The organism is Sulfolobales archaeon (assembly GCA_038881635.1).
Classification (GTDB): domain Archaea; phylum Thermoproteota; class Thermoprotei_A; order Sulfolobales; family AG1; genus WYEN01.
Genome location: JAVZPJ010000002.1, coordinates 1 through 21,384, shown reverse-complemented (window position 1 = coordinate 21,384; position 21,384 = coordinate 1). Strand labels below are relative to the sequence as shown.

General features: G+C 38.7%; 21 protein-coding genes and 1 tRNA gene. 15 read left to right on the top strand and 7 right to left on the bottom strand.

Annotated elements, in window-relative coordinates:
- Window positions 1-35: 35 nt before the first annotated feature.
- From QXS89_01765 to QXS89_01755, 3 genes are read right to left on the bottom strand one after another with little or no spacing between them, the layout of a single operon-like run.
- Window positions 36-1,151 carry a hypothetical protein gene (locus QXS89_01765; protein ID MEM3830911.1) on the bottom strand — a complete coding sequence of 372 codons (1,116 nt, stop codon included), beginning with the start codon at window positions 1,149-1,151 and terminating at the stop codon, window positions 36-38.
- The gene (locus QXS89_01760; protein MEM3830910.1) at window positions 1,148-2,308 is read right to left on the bottom strand and encodes a hypothetical protein; all 1,161 of its coding nucleotides are present in this window, start codon (window positions 2,306-2,308) and stop codon (window positions 1,148-1,150) included. The genes QXS89_01765 and QXS89_01760 overlap by 4 nt, the downstream gene beginning before the upstream one ends.
- Complete coding sequence (locus tag QXS89_01755) at window positions 2,301-3,515, bottom strand: hypothetical protein (GenBank protein MEM3830909.1); 1,215 nt, start codon at window positions 3,513-3,515, stop codon at window positions 2,301-2,303. The genes QXS89_01760 and QXS89_01755 overlap by 8 nt, the downstream gene beginning before the upstream one ends.
- Window positions 3,516-3,775: 260 nt before the next feature.
- Between QXS89_01755 and QXS89_01750 the strand changes: the two genes are divergently transcribed.
- From QXS89_01750 to QXS89_01715, 8 genes are all read left to right on the top strand, one after another.
- Complete coding sequence (locus tag QXS89_01750) at window positions 3,776-4,498, top strand: archaellin/type IV pilin N-terminal domain-containing protein (protein MEM3830908.1); 723 nt, start codon at window positions 3,776-3,778, stop codon at window positions 4,496-4,498.
- A 175-nt stretch (window positions 4,499-4,673) separates the two neighbouring features.
- Entirely contained in the window at window positions 4,674-4,952 is a 279-nt protein-coding gene (locus QXS89_01745; GenBank protein ID MEM3830907.1) for a transcriptional regulator, read from the top strand.
- A gap of 60 nt (window positions 4,953-5,012) precedes the next feature.
- Window positions 5,013-6,221: an acyl-CoA dehydrogenase family protein gene (locus QXS89_01740; protein ID MEM3830906.1), complete on the top strand. Its 1,209-nt coding sequence runs from the start codon at window positions 5,013-5,015 to the stop codon at window positions 6,219-6,221.
- A 135-nt stretch (window positions 6,222-6,356) separates the two neighbouring features.
- A complete protein-coding gene (locus QXS89_01735) occupies window positions 6,357-7,556 on the top strand; it encodes an MFS transporter (protein ID MEM3830905.1) in 1,200 nt (399 codons plus the stop codon).
- Between the two features lie 741 nt (window positions 7,557-8,297).
- Window positions 8,298-8,371 (top strand) — tRNA-Ala (locus tag QXS89_01730).
- Window positions 8,372-8,617: 246 nt separating this feature from the next.
- Complete coding sequence (locus QXS89_01725; protein ID MEM3830904.1) at window positions 8,618-10,078, top strand: SLC13 family permease; 1,461 nt, start codon at window positions 8,618-8,620, stop codon at window positions 10,076-10,078.
- Window positions 10,079-10,424: 346 nt separating this feature from the next.
- Complete coding sequence (locus tag QXS89_01720; GenBank protein ID MEM3830903.1) at window positions 10,425-10,757, top strand: hypothetical protein; 333 nt, start codon at window positions 10,425-10,427, stop codon at window positions 10,755-10,757.
- A gap of 94 nt (window positions 10,758-10,851) precedes the next feature.
- Window positions 10,852-11,598, top strand: a complete 747-nt coding sequence (locus tag QXS89_01715; protein MEM3830902.1) for a hypothetical protein — start codon at window positions 10,852-10,854, stop codon at window positions 11,596-11,598.
- A gap of 158 nt (window positions 11,599-11,756) precedes the next feature.
- On the opposite strand, the gene QXS89_01710 is transcribed toward QXS89_01715, so the two are convergent.
- Window positions 11,757-12,989: an aminotransferase class V-fold PLP-dependent enzyme gene (locus tag QXS89_01710; protein ID MEM3830901.1), complete on the bottom strand. Its 1,233-nt coding sequence runs from the start codon at window positions 12,987-12,989 to the stop codon at window positions 11,757-11,759.
- 175 nt (window positions 12,990-13,164) lie between these two features.
- Here QXS89_01710 and QXS89_01705 point away from each other — a divergent pair, with 175 nt between their 5' ends.
- Genes QXS89_01705 through QXS89_01690 form a run of 4 tightly spaced genes read left to right on the top strand, consistent with a single transcriptional unit; the run spans window position 13,165 to window position 16,174 of the window.
- A complete protein-coding gene (locus tag QXS89_01705) occupies window positions 13,165-13,731 on the top strand; it encodes a 2-oxoacid:acceptor oxidoreductase family protein (protein ID MEM3830900.1) in 567 nt (188 codons plus the stop codon).
- Window positions 13,728-14,042, top strand: coding sequence for a 4Fe-4S binding protein (locus QXS89_01700; GenBank protein ID MEM3830899.1), 315 nt, complete (start codon window positions 13,728-13,730; stop codon window positions 14,040-14,042). Before QXS89_01705 ends, QXS89_01700 begins: the two co-directional genes overlap by 4 nt.
- On the top strand, window positions 14,039-15,226 hold the full coding sequence (locus tag QXS89_01695; protein ID MEM3830898.1) for a pyruvate ferredoxin oxidoreductase: 1,188 nt from the start codon (window positions 14,039-14,041) through the stop codon (window positions 15,224-15,226). Before QXS89_01700 ends, QXS89_01695 begins: the two co-directional genes overlap by 4 nt.
- Complete coding sequence (locus QXS89_01690) at window positions 15,227-16,174, top strand: thiamine pyrophosphate-dependent enzyme (GenBank protein ID MEM3830897.1); 948 nt, start codon at window positions 15,227-15,229, stop codon at window positions 16,172-16,174.
- A gap of 5 nt (window positions 16,175-16,179) precedes the next feature.
- Here the strand turns inward: QXS89_01690 and QXS89_01685 are convergent, their stop codons facing one another.
- On the bottom strand, window positions 16,180-16,689 hold the full coding sequence (locus QXS89_01685; GenBank protein ID MEM3830896.1) for an AAA-associated domain-containing protein: 510 nt from the start codon (window positions 16,687-16,689) through the stop codon (window positions 16,180-16,182).
- Window positions 16,690-16,798: 109 nt separating this feature from the next.
- On the opposite strand from QXS89_01685, the gene QXS89_01680 reads away from it, so the two are divergent.
- On the top strand, window positions 16,799-18,349 hold the full coding sequence (locus QXS89_01680; GenBank protein MEM3830895.1) for an ABC transporter permease subunit: 1,551 nt from the start codon (window positions 16,799-16,801) through the stop codon (window positions 18,347-18,349).
- A gap of 2 nt (window positions 18,350-18,351) precedes the next feature.
- Window positions 18,352-19,086, top strand: a complete 735-nt coding sequence (locus QXS89_01675; GenBank protein ID MEM3830894.1) for an ABC transporter ATP-binding protein — start codon at window positions 18,352-18,354, stop codon at window positions 19,084-19,086.
- 75 nt (window positions 19,087-19,161) lie between these two features.
- Here the strand turns inward: QXS89_01675 and QXS89_01670 are convergent, their stop codons facing one another.
- Window positions 19,162-19,479 carry a hypothetical protein gene (locus tag QXS89_01670; protein MEM3830893.1) on the bottom strand — a complete coding sequence of 106 codons (318 nt, stop codon included), beginning with the start codon at window positions 19,477-19,479 and terminating at the stop codon, window positions 19,162-19,164.
- Between the two features lie 73 nt (window positions 19,480-19,552).
- Between QXS89_01670 and QXS89_01665 the strand changes: the two genes are divergently transcribed.
- A complete protein-coding gene (locus tag QXS89_01665) occupies window positions 19,553-20,908 on the top strand; it encodes an AIR synthase-related protein (protein MEM3830892.1) in 1,356 nt (451 codons plus the stop codon).
- On the opposite strand, the gene QXS89_01660 is transcribed toward QXS89_01665, so the two are convergent.
- A partial coding sequence (locus QXS89_01660) for a methyltransferase (protein ID MEM3830891.1) occupies window positions 20,880-21,384 on the bottom strand: 505 nt, incomplete at its 5' end. The genes QXS89_01665 and QXS89_01660 overlap by 29 nt on opposite strands.

Below are 21,384 nucleotides of genomic sequence, written 5' to 3'. Positions count from 1 at the left end.
ATTAAAAAGATCTTTTTAAACCTTTTTAAATCAGTCTAGCCAGGTTTAGCTCCTTGAAACACCAGATAGTCCAGCCCTATCACAGAGCTTATAATTCTCCCAGTATTCTGAGTTATCTGAAGAGTTATGATCAGATCATATTTACTGTTAGGATTATAACTTGAGACAGGCACATCGATATATCCTGTAAAAGCTGATACTAAGAGTAGACTGTAAACACTGTCGCCTTTGAGAGGTATAGTGACAACCTGATACCCCGCACCTACAATACCTTCCACACCAGAGATCTGCATAGAGATGTTGACATTGTACATGTCATAGGATAAGGTGCTATACATACTCGTGCTGAGATATCCTATAAAACGATAGTATATTCTCACAGTACTTACATTAGGATCTAAAGATAACAAGGATTTGAATAAGTATCTCAGACAGGCAGTTCCATTATAAAATGAAAACCATACATATGATCTCTGACTCTCATTTATAAATAGAATCTGCGTAGGATAAAGTCTTCTCCCATCCACATATAGATAGCCTAGATAAGGACTTCCACTAACTGAGCATGATGATGAGTTCTTACTATACCAACCTCCAATTCTTCCTTGAGCAATCACGCTGCTGAAATTCCAGTAGAAAAGAGATCTATCTGGCTTGAAATCAGGTGCCTCAGAAACATATATTGTTCTAATGATGTTGAGATTTATAATGTTATTTCTTATAGGAACTATATTTCCTCGAGCCGTTACAAAAGCTATGATCCGATCCGGTGTGACATCAGACCCTATAATCTGTGATATACTGTATGCTAGCTGTGCTACATCAATACTCTGTCCAGGACCTAGTTCTATGTCTAATGATATCGGTATGATCTCTCCACTACTATCCAGGACCAAGACTCTAACTATCTTAATAGGGATCATACCTTTATTAGAGAGATTAAATATTGGAGTATCTAGAATCTCGAATTCGAAGACCGGATTCTCCGAATCCCTATATCTTATATAGCTATCATATATGGAGCTAGAGTATGTGACTCTCGAGACTTCTCCTAGATAGAACTCTAGCATGGGTATTAATATGACTACCATTATCATTAAGCCTATGACTATCGCTATGATATTTGATAAAGCCTTTCTACTTCTTCTCATAGCCTTAAATCAGCCCCGAGAAATGTTATGTTGACAACGCCGACCTTGAAGGTGTAGCTGTTTCCTCCTGATGCGTATAGATTGAGATAGACTGATATCTCAAGATCGAAATATCTCCCATTAAGATAATTTGGATCTAAAAACCTATCGTCCAGTTTAACAAAAACCGGGATCCTGAAGTGATATGCGGAAAACGCGCTATAGAGTATGTATACAATGGTCTGAGAGGATTGTGCGATCACAGAACCACTCCCTCGATCAATGAGGCTTAAAAATACACTAACACTAACTCTGTCATCTGATGAAACAGTTGAGCTACGTCTAGCGTATATTCCTACTAGAGTACTTATATACATATTGTTACTGGTCACACCTCCTTGTGAAGCGTATGCTACCAGCTCTCTTATCACATATCTATTACATGCAGACTGTCCGTTGCTAAGTCTTATAGAATAGTCGTCTTGATCGCTTATCCAGATCATTAGAGCTTCGTAGGGAGCCAGTATAGGATCCAGCATATCTACACGAGGCTGGCCTACTAGATTGCACCGAACATCTGTAGCTCTCTTAAAATAAGCATCAATCCTATTAGCACTAACTAGCAGAGATAGATTAGAGGTTGTCAGAGTTATAGGGTTGCTAGCAGGAGTAGGCTGAGCTCCCGGCTGGTTTACTCCGGTGAGATTGTATGAGGATAATCTCATATACTCTTCTGAAACAGGTATTATACTCCCTCTCGCGGTTACCATGAACAATATATATCCCGGGCTCTGAAGCCCTAGATCTGATGCCAACGTATTTAGATCTATAAAGTCTCCGGGTTGTATAGACTTGTAAATGCTATAGATTTTGATAGAACCTGATTGATTAACCCATATTCTTACTATGGTTATTGGTATGCTACCTGTGTTTCTAAGCACATATGTAGAGCTTATACTACCTCCACTAATGTTTGCATACATATCTAGTCTTACGCTTTCTGAGGATGCCTCGAATAAGTATTCTTGAAGTATAGATCTTGATAAGAGCTCAGATCTCGTATTGCTAGAGAAACTAATGAGATATGAGGATAAGAATAATACCACTAGAAGTAGTATTATAAGCGATACCGCAAGCCCTGATAACCCTCTTCCAAGACTTCTACTAATTCTAGCCATACACGATCATCCCCTGAAATATTATGTACTCCACGCCTACTATGTAGTTATACTCGTTAGCGCCTTCTCTATAGAGCAGTATATAAATATCAAGACTTAAATACTCCCTCATTAGATCTACCGTGAGAAATCTATGATCTAGTTTTAAGAAGACCTGCCACGGATAGATCATGTTCGGAGAACTCATATTAATAGCTGCAGAAGCAGTAGCATTTGAATAGAACTGAGATACACTCCTATTATAAAACCCTACACTCACATTAACATAGGTGATCCCAGGATCTCCTCTATCTCTAGTTAGATTAGCTACTATAACAAGTTTGAGAAGTAGGAACACATCTTGCGGATTTATCACCCTCGAGATATTATATAGAGATATGAGGATACAGCCACTCTGCTTGTTAGCTAGACTTAAGATCACTAAGTCACGATCTTTTAACAGAAGAAGAGGATTTGAATAAATGCTTATATACCCTACATATGGATTTGCCTTCTTATTACATTGCGTCCCAGAAGGTGGTGCTGAAACAGTACTTGAGTATAAGGTTTCAATTCTTCCCTGATTTATTAGATTGGTGAGGTTTTTATCCAGTAGCGTATTATCATTGCTTGGCATGATTCTGATCACGCTCTCACCATAGCCTATGATAGCTACAGGTTTCGAGAATATGTAATCATAGATCCTCTGTGCTATCGGTATGATCTTACCTCTAGATGTTACTAAGGCATATATATCTAGAGGAGATATACTTACCCCCGTATAATCTGATATGTTTCTGGCTAGAACACCTAGATCTAGAGAGTCTCCAGGCATAAGTTTTATACCTACTGTGAAGGGTTTGAACGTGTTATTTATATAGATCCAAGCTGTTGTAAGATATAATTCCACAGAACCTGCGTTATTAAGATAGTATCCTGATATCTCACCCTTTCTCATACTCACGTAAACATCCGCCATCTCAAGATCTCTTCTGTACATCTCCTCGAGATATAGATCTACAGAACCTGTGGTCGTAGAACCTCTCTGCATATACAGCAGGAGAACAGGGATCATTATAGATAATACTATTAAAAATAATATTGTCATTGCAATACTCTCAGTAACAGCATTATTCTGTCTAGCTCTCTTCAAGTAATCTCTTCTCGATTCTTCTAGAGAGAAATTCTTATTTTCTCCACCCCTAGAATCTTCTCTAGATCTTCTCATAAAGATCAGCCTCTAATATCTGATTTGAAGTATTGCATGACTCTAAACCTTCATTAAAACATTCCTCAAACTCGGGTAGATACAGGATATGCATGAATACTGGTTCTGTCTCTAAATATGTTACACAAACTCTCATCAGTTGTATTATACCTTGTAAAGCTAATAAATAGAGGCGTATACATGCTAAAATAAACTCATTGATCTCATAGGGTTTTCCGGAAAACCTTTTATTCTACCTAGAAGAATAATAGATAGATAATATGATTAGAAAGTTTAAAAGATCTCTAGAGAAAAGTGTTTCAGAGATCATCTCAGCAGTTCTGCTGACAGCTATAACCATATCATTAGGATTAGCACTCTTCTACTTGGCAAATCTATGGGTTAGCGAGAGTCTGAGTAGAAACCGCACAATAGAGATCGCTGATACCGCTAGATTTGATTTCCAACCTGGTATCGAGGCCTTCAGCAAGAACTCTGATGGTAGCATTACTATCTACCTTAGAATTATAAGGGTAGGAGCTCTCTCGGTCACAGGTATAAGGCCTTTCATCAGTGTTGAAACAACATCTATGGAGCTGAGAGAACCTAATATGATATGGTTCTTAGGCGCGGGGAATATAATGATAAGCAAGTCCATTAACATCAGCTATTCAGATCCTATAGATCCTCAGAACCTGCCTTCGACTCCAGCTATCATTAAATTCAATCAATGCTCTTCTCAGTATATATTCGCAGGTTTAAATCTCTCAAAAGTATACATCAAGTCGGATACCTCATGGATATCCCTAGCAGATGTTATTAAAGGGATCACATTAAATACATGTATGATCCCACTACCGCCAGCACCTCTAGGACAGATACTCATTAGAATAGATATACCGAGCAATGTCGCTTCTTCAAGTAATTACATAGTTATATCAGGATGGATTATGATTGATAATAATCTCTTCAACGTATTTAACGTATTGTATAGAAACATATAGAGTAAGCGATCATGGTAAACCTCCTTGCTAGCGAGTGCCGGCCTAAGGATTTTTTACCCTGCTATATAGAGATCATGCTTTAAAAGCCTAATACCGTTGTTTAGGATTTCATAAGATTGTACTATGAGGTAAATTATATATATTCCTTAGGAAAGAAAGTTATAAAGGGTCTATCATGAGCAGAGATCAGTTGCTAGGTCTTGTTCTTCTAGCGGGATCTATTGTAGCTGTGCTCGTCTACGGCTATCTGCTCATGAGTCCTTTCAGCGATCTTGTTATTAAGATAACTCTTTTCATAGGTGTACTGGTGGTTTTCGGTGTGTTAGCCTGGATAGGATACACACTGGCTACAGCACCTCCTCCTAAACCTATTGAAGAGATTGAAAAAGAGATCGAGGAAGAGCTTAAGAAGCTTGAGAAAGAAAGTGGAGAAGCTCCAAAGACTTCCAGTTAGTGAACATCTAAATCTTGTTAGTATTATAAGCTTTCAAGCCTATAGTATTAGGGGATTTAAATGTTTCCTTTTAATTCTATAACAGATTTTAAAATAGATCTTCCTCAAGACCTTGAGATATTCAGAAAAAGTGTTAGAGAGTTTGTAGAATCAAAGCTCATGCCAAGAGTAGCTGAGATCGAAAGAACAGGAGAAATCCCTGAAGATCTTCTAAGAGAAGCTGCAAGAGCAGGTTTCACAGGTATTGGAATTCCTATAGAGTATGGAGGTCAGGGAGGTTCCATGCTTGAGATCGTAGTCCTTCAAGAAGAGCTTGCAAGAGCATCCCTAGCATTCGCAGCATCTATAGGTGTCTCTGGTTTGTTCACTATACCTCTAATGCTCTTCGGAAGAGAGGATCAGAAGAAGAAATATCTTCCTCCAATAGCTTCCGGAGAGAAATTCGCAGCTCATGCTAACACAGAACCTGGAGCTGGAAGTGATGTAGCAGGGATACAGACCAGGGCTGAGAAAACTAGTGGTGGATGGATTCTTAACGGCAGAAAGATATTCATAACAGGAGCTGGAAGAGCAGATTATATACTGGTATCAGCAAGAACCTCTCCACCTCCTAGCAGGAGAGAGAGATGGAAGGGTATAACAACATTCATTGTTGAGAGAGACTTTAAAGGACTTAGGATAGGTCAGAGATTTAACGTAATGGGGATAAGAGGCGAGCAGCCATACGAAGTGATTCTAGATAACGTATTCGTACCAGAGGAGAATGTATTGGGAAATATTGATGAAGGTTTCAAAATCCTTGTGACAACGTACGACTATGCAAGAATCTCTGTCGCAGCTCAAGCGGTAGGACTTGCTCAAGGAGCTTTTGAAAGAGCATTAAACTATTCTCTGCAGAGACAGGCTTTTGAAAGACCTATAATAAGTTTCCAAGGCATAGGATTCAAACTAGCTGAAATGCTTGGAAAGCTTGTCACCGCAAGACTTCTCACATACTGGGCTGCCTCGAAAGCTACAGCAGGTGAGGAGGAGTTCATATTCGCATCATCCATAGCTAAGATGTATGCTACAGAAGTTGCCGAACAGCTTGCACTTAACTCGATAAAGATACATGGTGGTGTTGGTCTTGATGAGGAGTACGGTGTCTCTAGATATCTTAGAGACGCTCTTGTGACAGAGATCTACGAGGGTACAGGCGAGATTCAGAGGCTTACTACTATTAGAATGCTTATTAAGAAGATCTTTGGAGTAGATCTTGCGTTCATGTGATCTGAAATACTCTTATAGGGCTTAAGATCTTTTTCAGTGAAGTAAGATAGTTTTTCTAGTTTATTAACCGAAGTGAGTATACTGGGGTTAATCTTTCTTATAAAGGTTCTATGCTGAGCTGTTAAGGTGATGTTCGTGAAAAGATCAGATCTTTCTAAGAAGAGATCTCCTCTTCCATACCTCTATATATTGGTATTCATATCATTAATAGATCATTCTACTATAGCTCCTGTAATATCATCATACGCGAGAACTGTTGGAGCTAGTGCTGAGATTGCGGGATTAATAGCAGGAGCTTATTCTATAGCTGCACTACTATCATATCCTGTAGTAGGATTTCTCTTGGATTATCTTCCTAGAGCAAGAGTTCTTCTAGCGTTCTACACAGCTGATATAATAGTTGTCTCTCTATATCTCCTCGCAAGAGATCCTGCACAACTTCTCGTGATAAGACTTCTTCACGGATTTTTTGACGCATCTATATTCCCATCATCTTTAGCTCTATTCAGAGATGTGATTCACGAGAGATTTGGATTTAGATTTTCAACATACTGGGCTGTAGCTGCTACACCTATTCTTGTTGGAAATATTGTGACAAGAGTTCTAGTAGTATGGCTGGGATTCCACTCAGTATTTTTATTCGTTCTCTTTCTAATGCTTCTAGGGCTTTACTCCAGCTATAGTCTTAATATATTTCAAGCTCGCACACATCCGAGGATCCCTTCAGATTCTGTTGAAGAAAAGATCTCAGGACCTTCAATACCATTACTTCTGTTCTCATATCTCTCAGCATTCACACTATATATGATGATAGGATCCGTTGTTGGAAGCATGTCCAGCAGACTTCTAGCTCTCTACAACATTCCGAAAGAAGTTGCGGCGGGAGAGATAGCTATGTGGAGTGCAATAGCTACATTGGTATCGATACCTATAATACTAGGAGTTACAAGATACTTCCTAGAAGATCTCCAAAGATCTTTTAAAGCTTTGATTCTAGGTCTCTTCTCGATAATCATCTCATCATTAATACTATTACTCAATCTTGAAACTCTGGCGAGGTATATAAGCTCAGTAATATTTGGATTCTCACTAGCTCTTCTTCTCCCCACTACCTCGAGAATAGCTACAGAAACACCCTACAGATTTAGAGGAAGATCTTCAGCAGCTCTGGGAGCATCATACCTGTTAGGAGTAGGAATAGGAGCACCTCTCTCATCATGGTTACTACAGATTTCAGAAGAGTTTAACTTGAACTTCCTACCACCCCTACTATCATCGCTAATCATAATAATAATTCTCATGATCTATACTCTCATCTCCAAAGCCCCAGCCTGAAATTCAACCCTGTTATAATTCACACAGACCGGGTTCAGCTCTTATAAAGGCCTATATTGAATGATTTGATTGATTTCATTATCCCGCCTCTGATCCCCTGCATTCTGCTCGGGTTTTCATAGGGCTTGGAGAAGTTAAGGGCATTCTAGAAAACATGATCCTAAAACCTTGAATATCTCGGGAGAACTTCTCTCATCTGAAGACATTTAAAACCTTGTCAAGGCTCTCTATAAGCCAACTCAAACATAGAATATTGAAGGCAATTCATGAAACCATGAATGAGATATACATGCATTGATCATCGTATAGAAGCGAATAGTAAACAATATGAATCATTATGAAACCAGAGGCAACTATGCCGAACAACTCCTCGAACTACTTTCAATAATATTCAGAAAAGGAATCAAAACTAATTAGGAGACTGCTAGAAGCGTAGATCTCTCTTATGAATCATATCAGCTACCCCAGAAGCTCATCACATATTCAGAGGGCATGACTCTACATCATTCAAATAAAAATATGTAGAAACCTTCTAAAATATGTTTCCTCAATAATATGCCTAACGTAGCTGTTTCGGTATTCGCATAGATTTACATTGTTGGTGTATTCTTCTTCATTATTATATGTATACCTTATTTTTAGTGGATCTATTCTATCTTCTTCTTGAACCCTTGCTAGTCTAAAAGATCAAGATACCGGCTGTAAAGCTTTTAATGTGGCTGGCTAATGGTTATTATTGGTGGGCCGGTAGCTCAGACTGGAAGAGCGCTCGGTTGGCATCCGAGAGGTCCCGGGTTCAAATCCCGGCCGGTCCACTACTTCTCTAGAGGTTATTCGAGTTCGGAGGTGGATTGATAGAGATCTTCTCTGGTATTCTTATTTCTTCTAAAGATCGGATCTGCCGATCTCTATAGAATAGAATGAGGTATAAGGAAAAATAAAAATTCCTAAAATGACGATCTCAGAAGTTCCTGCTACTCTCACGCGCTGAACTTTATTCTGGTAGCTGACTCTCATTTTATATATATACCCCAGCTACATATACTGTGGCAGGGATTTGATTGAGAAGTGTTAGACCTGCCTTGGTAGTGCTAATACCTCTACTACTCTCTACACTAGCTTATTACGGAGGATTTGATCCTAGGCAGACTGTTTCTTTCGGAATTCTAATGCTATTCATAACAGCAACACTACTCTACTGGCAGTTCAGACTTGCCTTCGCTCTGCTAGGTATCTCGATACTCTTTATCTTAGGACTTCTAGATCTGCAGCATTTCATAGTCTTCGCTCAGCTTGATGTAATAGTATTTCTAATAGGTATGATGACTATAATAGGAACTCTTGAAGAGAGGCATTTCTTCGATTATCTTCTTGATGCCATAGGTAGTAGAATTCGATCTGGTGTGTATCTCTATATAATAGTTCTAGCTCTGGCATTTCTAATGGCGGCTCTCGTCGATGAAGTCACATCGATAGTTTTTATAACAATGTTCATACTTAAGATAAGTGATAGATTAAAAATAGATCCAACGCCTTTCGTCATAGCCTCAGTATTCACAACTAATGTAGGTAGTAGTGCAACGGTTGTAGGCAACCCTATAGGAGTTATAGTTGCTCTAAGGGGAGGGTTTACATTCACAGACTTTATACACTGGTCTACTCCTAATGCTATCATGGCGCTGGCTGTAACCATAGTTCTCTCTCTATTCCTCTGGAAATCCTATGTAGCAGATATGGATAGAAGATTCAGGCTTGAAGGAATGAAAATTGAAATAAGGGAGGAGATCAGAGGAATGCAGAAGATAAATTGGATCCTTTTCTTGGGAACCATAGGAATGCTGGCACTACACCATCCACTAGAAGAATTACTTGAGAAGATCCTGGGGTTAAGTCCTGGATCCATGAAGAATATTCTTCTCATAGCCACACCCATGCTATGGTCTTCGATAGCTCTTCTAATAGAGAGGAGAAGAGCAAGAGATATAATAACTCATAGAGTTGATTGGTGGACTCTTGTGTTCTTCATGTTGCTATTCTCGACAATTGGAACATTAAAATACACTGGTGCCAGCACTAAGCTCGGTGAATACACTATAGCATTAGGTTCTCTCGTAGGTGAAGCTTTGAACTCATCATATATGGGAACTCTCCTCTCAGTATTCACAGTTCAGGGTGTTCTCACAGCATTTCTAGATAATGTGCTTGCAATATCAGTTCTAATACCTGTTATATTCTCGATACAAGAGATACAGGGCTGGAATGTGTTTCCATACTTCTGGGCATTACTCTTCTCAGGAACTATGGCTGGAAACTATACACCCATAGGATCTACTGCCAATATAGTTGCGATAGGTATCATGGAAAGACGTGGGAAACACCTCTCTTTCTCGTACTGGGTGAAGTATGCGATCATAATAGCTACAGCAGAGATCGTGGTGTCACTCCTCTGGCTTTCTCTATTTGTAGTGCCCAGAACACCTGAGGGATACACTCCACCTCCGCTTATAATATCAGGAGGTTAAATTCTCGATCCGATCTTTTTAAAGAGCTTTGAACAACGAATCCTTGAACCCAGCATTGATCTAGTTCAATCTCTGTAATCCTAGAAGAGCGAGAACATGCTCGAATGTCATAGTTTTTCAGAGTTTTAAGCTGTTTTAGCCCAAGAAAATCTATTATGTGAACTACTTCTTGCTATACCTACCATTGCTCTTGCTAAGAATCGATTAGTTCTAGAGTTTTTATGAGTAGAGAGTATCCATCCTAGAAGAGCTTCTGCATGCTTTTACGAGTTTCTACCTACAATGTCGGGAAAGATTCTCATAGTTTTTATCTTATGAAGAATAAGTGTATTGTGAGTGATTAATTATGGAGAATATAAGCAGGAAGTATGGTGTTATGAAGATCATTTTAGAAACATTTGATGACATGGCTTTCTACATGATCTCTAGAGCTACTGGTATAGTATCTCTGGTCACGGTTTTATGCAGCTCCGAAGAATGTTTCACTATCGTGCCTCTAGGTGATGGAGCTTATATTTACATCTCATCACCGCCACCTGATAGAGAGAGATCATGTAAATACTATTATGTTGATGACATAGGTAATCTAGTATGTTCTCAAAAACCTTCTCCTGCTAGAACGAATCTTCTTATAGTAAGAGTTAAAGAAATAACCGAGTACATGGGATCACGTTCATGACTCTAATTTTCTCAGCATTAAAAGACATGGCTTTAGATATAAAATATATATTTTGAATGCGGAATTAATTATATAGAAAGTTAATGGTGTTACAATGGTTGAAGTTAGATACTACTATAGAGTAGGACTGCCGCTAGAGAAACTAATAGAATTTCTCAGCGATCTTAATAATCAATCTGTAGAAATTGAGAGAAGTAGGATCACGGGAATCTCCAGAGGTAGTGAGAGCAATACATGGTTTATAAATTTAAAAGTAGGATTTCTCACGGGTCTGAAAATACCTGTTAAACTTGAGAGAGAAGGAAACTCTATAATATATAGATCTCAGGATGGGAATCTTCTTCTCAGATATGATATATATAAAATAGATGAGAGGAATACATTAGTAGAATTCTATATAAAAGTGATAGATAGACTTGCACCACTTTTCAGTCCAGAGATCCCTGGTCTAGATACTAGATTTATTAGAAGTCTTAGATCCAAATATACTGATATAAATGTGCTAAGAATCTCTGAAGAAGTCTTTAGAGATTACATAGATCTCGCTAGAAGAGTTCTTACACCTAGGAGAGAAATAACGCCAGAACCCACACCTTCTCAGACAGAGATCAAACCTGCCACACCTGTTGCGAAGATTGAAGAAGTAGCTAAAGCAGTTCCTATAATAGGAGGGGAGATCATTGAGGAAGCACGTGTGAAACCTTCTAAAGCAGAGGTTATAGCCTGTAGTGATTGTATACTTTATGATGAGAACACGAGCTATTGCACAGTTCTAGTGAAAAGAATTGAAGATCCTTCTAAACCTCCGTGTAATGGAGAGAAGTTTATTAGAAGAACTTAAAATCTTTCAATGAAAACATCTGATTCTCAATATTAATACCAGTTATCATCTTGACGAGATCTAAAGGTTGTAGTTGTAGGAGATTTATAAATTAAAAGATAGAGATCGAGCTGGCAAATTGTCTAACAAATCGCCTTTGATCGCTTACTAGAAACTTTTTAGATCTTTTTCAAGAAGAAATCTCTGAGAACAAGAATCATTTTATCTATTTCTTCCCTAGTATTGTATATGTAATAGCTCGCTCTAACACTACCATCATTCCACCCATAATAGTAGTGTAGTGGATGGGCGCAGTGTTTTCCTGTTCTCACGGCAATTCCGTGAAAATCTAGGTAGGCTCCTATAACGTTCGGGCTTGATACGCTTGATCTAAATGTAAAGGTGCCGGTCTTTTTCTTAAAATCTCTAGGAATCATTATATCAATCCATTTTAGAAGACCTTCTTCTTCAACTCTTTCCATAGTATATCTTATGAGATCCTCTTCATGAGATCTTATGTTATTCATACCTATCCTCCTAAGATATTCTACAGCCTCACCTAATCCTATGAAGCCTTCTATATTAGGAGTCCCCGGATGAAATCTCCAAGGAGGTCTAGCCCATGAGATCTCATCAAGTGTGACATCTATTATAGTATCTCCTCCTGCTAGTACAGGTTCTAACTCCTCAGCTAGTTCCTTTCTTATGTAAAGTCCTCCAGTTCCTGCGGGGCCTAGCATCTTGTGACCGCTAAAGGCTGCGAAATCTGGGTTTAGTTTTCTTATATCTATCTCCATATGTGGTATGCTTTGCGCTATGTCGAGAACTGTTATAGCTCCCTCTCTCCTGGCTAGTCTTATTATATCTTCAGCCTCGTTGATAGCTCCCGAAACATTAGATACGTGTGTGAATGCTACTACTCTAGTATTCTTCGTAATAGCCTTCTCAAGAGATTCTCTGGTGAGAATACCTTCCTCATTGGGGTACATATATCTTATCTTAAATCTTTTGAATTTTGAGAGGGTTCTCCAAGGAAGCATATTACTGTGATGCTCCTGAATGCTTATGATAACTTCATCTCCTTCATTTAAATATCTTAGAGATATGATCAAGGCTGCCATGTTGAGACCTTGTGAAGCATTGTAGACAGGAACTATCTCTTCGAGGTCTGCGTTAATAAATCTAGCAATTTTTCCGAGAGAGTCTTCGAAGATCTCTGTAGCTTCAATACTTAGGGTATGAACGCCTCTGTGAATATTCGCATAATACTTCTCATAAACTTCTCTCACCTTATTTATAACTTGAACCGGTTTAAGTGTTGTCGCGTTATTATCAAAGTATATGAGAGGATTATTATTAATAGTTCTAGTAAGTATTGGAAAATCTTTTCGAATCTCGTAAGGATTAAGCATTTGTCATCCAATTCTAGTATATGGTGAGGGATTATTAATGTCAAAGACCTAGGATCGTTATACAGCATATTTATCCTATAAATCATATTGAAATCATTTCAACTAAGAGATCCATGATTTGTTCTGATTTCAAGTTTATTAACTATACTCGTAATGATAATATCCGGGGTACTTCTTGAGGTATGAGATCCGTTTTCACGGTAGAGGAGGACAGGGAGCTGTTACAGCTGCTGAGATCCTAGCTTATGCGAGTATTATAAGAGGCTATTACTCTCAAGCATTTCCTGAGTTTGGTGCTGAGAGGAGAGGTGCTCCTGTTAAAGCTTATTTCAGGTTTGATGATTCAGAGCCTATATATGAGAGGAATCCTATTGAAGCACCTGATCAGGTAGTGGTTTTAGATGAAGGTCTTCTAACAAGGATAACACCCCCGCCTTATAGTGATGTTAAGAAGGGAGGGTGGGTTCTGGTTAATACTCCTGTAGAACCTGAGAAACTAGAAGATCTCGTGGAAAGAAAGGATCTCAGGATTGCAAAAGTTGATGCGACAAGCATAGCACTAGAGATATTTAAGAGAGCTATAGTTAATACCGTTGTCATAGGATCTCTTCTAAGAATCTTTACAAAGATCTCTTTAGAGGATGTTGAGAAAGCAATATATCATAAGTTTCCAGAAAACCTGGCGAGATTAAATGTTGAAGCTGTGAGAAAAGGTTATGAGAAAATGGTGATAGTGAGATGAAAGTAGGAGTAAGAGATCTAGTTCCAGGAGCTGTCATAGTTAATCCGCCAACATCTCTCATCAATAAAACAGGGTCATGGAGGGTTATGAGACCTGTTATAGATCAGGATAGATGTATTAGATGTAGGATATGCTGGGTCTACTGTCCTGATGCAGCTATATTAGAACTGGATCAACCCTATGAGAAGAATGGGAAAAAGTATAATCTAACCTATGTGGTTAACTATGACTATTGTAAGGGTTGCGGCATATGTGCTGCAGAATGCCCTGTAAAAGCTATAAAAATGATTCCTGAGGTGGGCAAGATTTGAACGGCAAAAAGATCGAGCCTTTGAGCGGGAATCATTCCGTAGCGTACGCTGTCAGAGATTTAGATGTAGATGTTATATCATCATATCCTATAACACCTCAGACAGCTATCGTGGAGAAGCTTGCAGAATTCATTGCAAATGGAGAGCTAGACGCAGAATATATTCATGTTGAGTCAGAACATAGCGCTCTTAGCGCTGCTATAGGAGCTTCAGCTTCTGGAGCCAGAGTTTTTACAGCTACATCTAGTCAAGGACTTGTTCTAATGTATGAACTACTATTCATAGCATCAGGTTTGAGAATGCCTATAGTCATGGCTCTTGTAGCTCGAAGTCTTTCAGCACCTATAAATATATGGAATGATCACTCGGATCTAATGGCTTCAAATGACACAGGTTGGATTCAGATTGTCACAACTAATAATCAGGAGGCATATGATCTCACTATAGCAGCTTATAAACTGAGCGAGAGACCTGATATAAGTCTTCCTGTTATGGTTGTTCTAGACGGCTTTATACAGAGCCATACCATAGAACCTGTAGAGTTAGAAGATAGAGACAAGATCAGATCTTTCGCTCCTAAGGTTAAGAGAAAATATACATTAGATCCTGAGAAACCTATCACTATAGGAGCCTTAGGAGATCCTGAGTGGTACTACGAGTTCAGAGTTCAATTATATGAAGCTCTTGAGAGAGCATATAAAGCTTTCGCAGAAGTTGCAGAAGAATTTAGAAGTTATTTCGGAAGATACTACGAACCTTACCAGACTTACTATGTAGATGACTCAGACACACTACTAATTGTTCTAGGAGCTCACACTGGAACATTTTTAAAAGCTGTTAGAGCAGCTAGAGATGAAGGTATTAAAGTCGGTCTAATGACAATAAGACTTCTAAGACCATTTCCTCATGAGATCCATAAGATACTATCACAATACAGCTATGTAGGAGTAGCTGATAAGGCTATATACATGGGAACTCCTAGCGGAAGCTATCTAGCTAGTGATGTGATGACCTCATTAAATATAGAAGGATCAAGTACAAGGGTTATCTCATACATATATGGTATAGGTGGTAGAGTTGTTAAACTAGAAGATGCTCTCTACATAGTAAGAAATCTCTGGAGGATTAGCAAGAGAATTGAAGAACCTCCTAAAAAACCTGTATTTGTGGGGGTGAGGTGGTGAATGCCTATAAGAATATGGGATATTCCTAGGCAGGAGTACTTCTATAGCGGACATAGACTCTGTCCTGGATGTGGTGCGGGAATTATAATGAGACATCTAGCTAAAGCCTTAGGAGGTAGAGGTATAATATCTCATGCTACAGGATGTGTAGAGGTTTCAACAACATACTACCCAGAATCCTCATGGGGTGTTCCATGGATTCATGTTGCATTTGAGAACGCCGCAGCAGTGGCTAGCGGTATTGAGGCTGCTTATAAAGTTTTGAAGAGAAAAGGGATCGTAGACTCTGAGAAGGAGGTTAGAGTAGTAGCGGTAGCAGGAGATGGAGGAACCTTCGATATAGGGTTTCAAGCATTATCAGGAATGCTGGAGAGAGGTCATGATGTCCTCTATCTAGTCTATGATAATGAAGCCTACATGAACACAGGTATTCAGAGAAGTGGTTCAACACCTTTCGGAGCGTGGACTACTACAACGCCTCCGGGTAAGAACTGGCCTTATGGCGAGTGGAGATATAAGATTAGAAAGGATCTACTGTTAGTAGCCATGGCTCATAATATACCCTATTATGCTACTATCAACCCAGCTTATATAACAGATTTATATGAGAAGATTCTTAAGGCGCTATCTATTAGAGGTCCTAAACTTATACACGCATTCTCACCATGCACTCCTGGATGGAGGATTAATGATGATGATACTATAAGAGTTTCAAGACTTGCTGTACAGACAGGAGTCTGGATTAATCTAGAGTATGAAAATGGTGTTGTGAGGGTTACAACACCTGTTCCCAGAAGAAAACCTGTTGAAGAGTATCTGATGATCCAGGGTAGATTCAGACATCTAGATAGAAAAGCTATAGAACTGATCCAGAAGCAGGTTGACGAGTATGTAGAGAGAATCAATAGATTGGTAGGGAGAGAAGTTATAGGTCCTGTAGAGAGATGATCCCTTTAAAGATCTTTTATATCTATATCTATAGGTATTAGAGAGCTGTCCTCCTCATTCATTCTAAAGATCTTTAGAAAAGCACCCCAGATAAGAATATTCTTAAACGCTCTCTCATGATCCTCGCTAGGATAGTTCTCTCTAATGATCTCATCATATTCTTCAACGGGTATAGAACCTCTATTCTTAAGTCTTCTAACAATCTCTCTAAGAGGTTCTAGTCTTAGAGCTGTCTCTCTTAAGAGTCTTCTAACAACCTTATTATTACCTCTCACAATACTCTTGCCAAACTCGGTTAGAGTTATAACTCCCCCGCTATGCCTTATTATATCGAGTGCCTCCGCAAGATCTATCGCATGAGGAAGTATTCTTATATTCTCTCCAATAGCATCACCTACATACATCGGATCTATACTACCTCCTAAACTGTATAAAACCTCTGCAAGGCCTAGAACATGATCAGGTGTTACATCTGGTGGTATCAGAATCCTCCTAGGACGTATATTTCCAGACAACACTCGATTATACCACCTGTCCTCATAAAAATATACCTCGGTAAATTTAAACTTTTAAGATTTGCAAAAGCTCCTAGCATGGAAATAGTGAAAGATATGAGGTGTGCCGATGATAGAGCTTCTCATAGCATTACTCTATAGCATGATAAGAATGTTCTCTGCATACATACTCTCTCTAATACTATCAGTTCTAATAGGTGTTGCAATGGCTAGAAACAAATACATAGAATCACTCCTACTACCAGTCTTAGACGTGCTACAATCAATACCTATACTAGGTTTCTTCCCCATAGCATTATTACTTCTTATAAGAACTCTACCAGGTTTCCTAGGTGTGGAGCTAGCCATAATATTTCTTATAGTGACAAGCATGATATGGAACATGATCTTCGGCGTGTACTCCTCTATAAAAAGTCTCGATCCTTCAATATATGACCTTGTTAGAGTATATAGGTTCAGCCCCGCAACAACTTTTTTCAGGATCTACATACCTGCATCTATCAAAGCTATAGCCGCAAATAGCACTATATCATGGGCTGGTGGATGGTTCTTCATAACATCTGCAGAGATTATTACTGCCGGCACCACTGAGATCAAAGTTCTAGGAATAGGATCTTATATTGTGAACGCCTTTGAAGCAGGAGATCTAATGAGAATGTATCTGGCCATAGGAGTTCTCCTCATAGCCATCGTATCTACCTACATATTCTTATGGAATCCTATGTCTGAAGAAGCAGGTTTTGCAGGAGTTATATCTGTTAACATAATATACAGGTATGTGAGAAGATTCTTTGTTCAAGCATATGATCATGTGGTATCACTTATGGAAACATCTAACATTAGTATTATGAGATCTCTAGAAAGAATCTCATCAAATACACCCTATATTTTCATCAGAACACACAGAATAACACTAGCAATGATAATATTATCTATCGTTCTCTTCTTCCTATGGAGAGAAAGATATTATAGCATGAGTATAGGTGGTGTTATAATCCTGCCAAATATAAGTCCTGAAGATGTGATCTTCAATCTTCTACTCAGTCTAGGCAGAGTCTTAGGCGTGCTATTCCTCTCACTCATTATCTCGCTCTTCTTAGCATACTTCTCATATAGATCTATGAGACATGTTTCGAGGTATATAGTTCTATCAGGAGAAGTTCTAGCATCAATACCTGCAATACTGTGGTGGCCTATTCTATCATCACTCGCGGAGAAGAGTGTGTATGGAGCATACACTGTATCTCTAGTAGTATTCCTACAGGGATCTCTCTGGTACTCTTTCTTCAGTATACTGATCTTCGGACTCTCCAGCTTAAGAAGAGACTTCATAGATCTGGCTGATGTGTATAGAATCAAAAGAGTATACTTCATCAGATCTATATTCATACCTATGCTAATACCATCAATCTCTTCAGGCATGCTTAGCTCATGGGGTGGAGCGTGGAATTCAACCATTGCAGCAGAATACTTCTCAACGGAGAATATGAATATAGATCTTGGAGGAATAGGAGCTCTCATGGTTAAAGCTTCTGAAAGAGGCGATATAGGAGAGCTTATAATACTCGTACTTATACTATCTCTAACGATCATATTTATAAACAAGATTTTCTGGAGACAGATTTTTAAGAGTCTCTCAAGAAGATTTCCTGTGGAGTAGTAATGAAACCTGTTCTAATGAGCCTTAGAAATATCAGCAAGAATTATAAAGAGAAGGATAGGGAGATCAAGGTTTTAGAAAACATCTCTCTAGATATATGCGAAGACTTTACAAGTATAATAGGACCTTCAGGATCTGGGAAAACCACTCTTCTGAAGATAATTGCAGGAATTGAAAAATATGACTCAGGAGAGATCATATATCATCATAAGGATATAAAGATAGGATTCGTATTTCAATTCCCAACACTGCTACCGTGGATGACAGTACTTGATAACGTTGCACTACCGCTAAGAGCTAATGGTATGAGAAGAGAAGAAGCATATGAGACAGCGAGGAAATACCTAAGTTTAGTAGGATTACTAGAATTCGAAAACTTCTATCCTCATGAGCTGAGTGGTGGTATGAGACAGAGGGTTAACATTGCAAGAGCTCTAGCTGTTGAACCTACGATACTTCTACTAGATGAACCCTTCTCCCACTTGGATCCTCTAACTGCTGAGAACCTTAGATCTGAGATCATGGATATATGGCTCTCGGGTGCGACATCTGTAAGATCTATTATATTGGTAACTCATAACGTGGATGAAGCTCTTCTATTAAGCGATCGTGTTGTTATATTCACACCAAGACCGGGTAGGATTTCAAAGATCTTGAACATAGACATACCCAGACCTAGAGACAGGAGATCTAGTGAGTTTCAGAGGTTAGAAGATCTCGTGTATGAATACATATGATCGAGAGAGATGAAATTCTTTTTCATGTGAAATCATGATCTCTCAGCTAATAAAGATCTAAGGAATCAGATGATCTCAGTATGTTCTAACAATACTATCATACTCTTCATTAATAATCCTTATAATATCATCTAGATGAACTCTTCTCATATGAAGATAGACACCTCTTCTACTGAGAGGTCCTCTACCGCAGAGTCTACAGTAGATACCGTTGGAAGTTCTAATGATTATGGTTTCAGAGATCCTGTCTATAATGATTTTTATAATCTCTCTACTGCGTTCTGAAGAATCTTTTAAAATCAGATCTTCTTCTTTGAACCCAGCTACTCTTCTTATAATGATCATGGCTATAGATCTTGTAAGCTCCTCACCTAGAAATGCTTTAGACTTCATATCTAATCAAAGGCTGTGACAAGACTTTCTTTTAAATAATAAGTGTAGGTATAATCATCTATATGGGGTTCTAATGAGTGATTTAGAAGGTATCGTAAGAATAATGCTCGAGAGAGGAGTAGAACGCAAAGAGATAATTAATAAACTCTGCGAGGAGATGCTCTTCTACAAGAGAATACCCAGATCAGCTTCTGAAAAGATTGCAGAGATAATTCTTGAGGAAGTCTTAAACAGTCTAAAATCTTGTGAAGGTTCTTCCAGAGATTTCTTTTGTTCTAAGGAATCAGGTGTATCAGCAGGATTAATGGGTGTGGGTTCAAGAGGTTTCGGAGATTTCTTCTTTCACAGACTTCTCGCAGGATTTAACAGCGTCAGTGTAGAGGGATCTTCAGGAGATCTTGATGACGCAGGCTGGTTCAAGAGCGGGGATAAATGGATTATAACAGCTGTTGATGGGATCCATAGTAGATTAGCTTACTTCCCCCTGCTAGCAGGATTTCACGCTGCTAGAGCTGCAGCTAGAGATGTAATGGTTAAAGGTGGTGTTGTAAGAGGTTTTCTACTAGATCTGAGAATATCAGATGATGGAGACATATCATATCTGCTCGAACTAGAGGCAGGGGTTGCCGCGGTATCTAGATTTCTTGAAGCTCCAATACTTGGAGGATCTACTCTTAGAATGGGTGGAGACATGGTTATTGGAAGAAGAATTGTAGGAACTGTCTTCGCTGTTGGAGAGAGTTATAGAAGACCTAAATCAAGGAAGCAAATAGAACCTGGACATGTACTTTTAATGAGCGAGGGATCTGGTGGTGGTACTATTGCAACTACAGCTATATTCTCCGGAGAGTATGAGATCGCTTTGAAAACAATTAACTTCAGAACTCTAAGGCTTCTGAAAAGTATAGTAAGCTCTGATAAAATAGATCTCATAGATTCTATGTTTGATGTAACTAACGGAGGTTTAAGAGGTGATCTGAATGAAATATCAAAGACTGCAGGAGTTGGATTTATAGTAGAATATGATAGAATAATAGATCTTATAGATCCTAGTATTAGAATGATGCTGGAAAAACATCAAATAGATCCTCTGGGAGTGTCTCTAGATAGCATAGTAATGGCTGTCAGGAGAGAACATGCAGATGAGATAATAGAATTCGGAAGAAGTATTGGAGTTAGAATTGAGGTGATAGGTGAGAGTATCAGAGAAAAGAATGTCTTAATAAGATCAGGAGGTGAGGTGAGAAGGATGGAGACTAAGTATAGAGAATCTGCGTACACGAAGATCAAGAAGTTTATAGGTGAGGAGGCACCTCCAGATCTTGAGAGTATTCTAAGCAGAGTTAAAAAGATCTCTGAAGAGATAATGTCTTTAAGAGATAAGCTTTATGAGTATGCTACTATGAATACCTCCTCTTCATATAGATGACAGCTACTTTAAACCTGTAGATTCTTCTTCTATGTGTATGAAAAATTGCGGGAATCTCTATATCTAGAATATCTAAGATCATTGTATCAAAACCTCTGTTGAGAGCTCTTCTAGCGATTAGCTCTAGAGATCTCTTGTTATACTTATGAATGCTATATATAGATCTTCTAGCAATACTCCAAGCTCTCTCTAGAAAGATCATGTCATAACCTCTTCTATAAACTCCAAAAGGTGGGTTCATAATAACAGTATCTACTTTCAACTCTAGGTCTTTCATAAGATCCCAACATATTATATCTATAGCATCATCAATGTTAAATTTCTTGAACACATCCCACGCTGTTTTAAGATCATCACATGAGATGTCTATACAGAGAATCCTGCTACCACCAGCTAATCCTGCTGCGAGACTTATTCTACCGGTTCCACACCCTAGATCTGCTATGACACCTTCTAGATCTCCTCTTAGAAGAGCT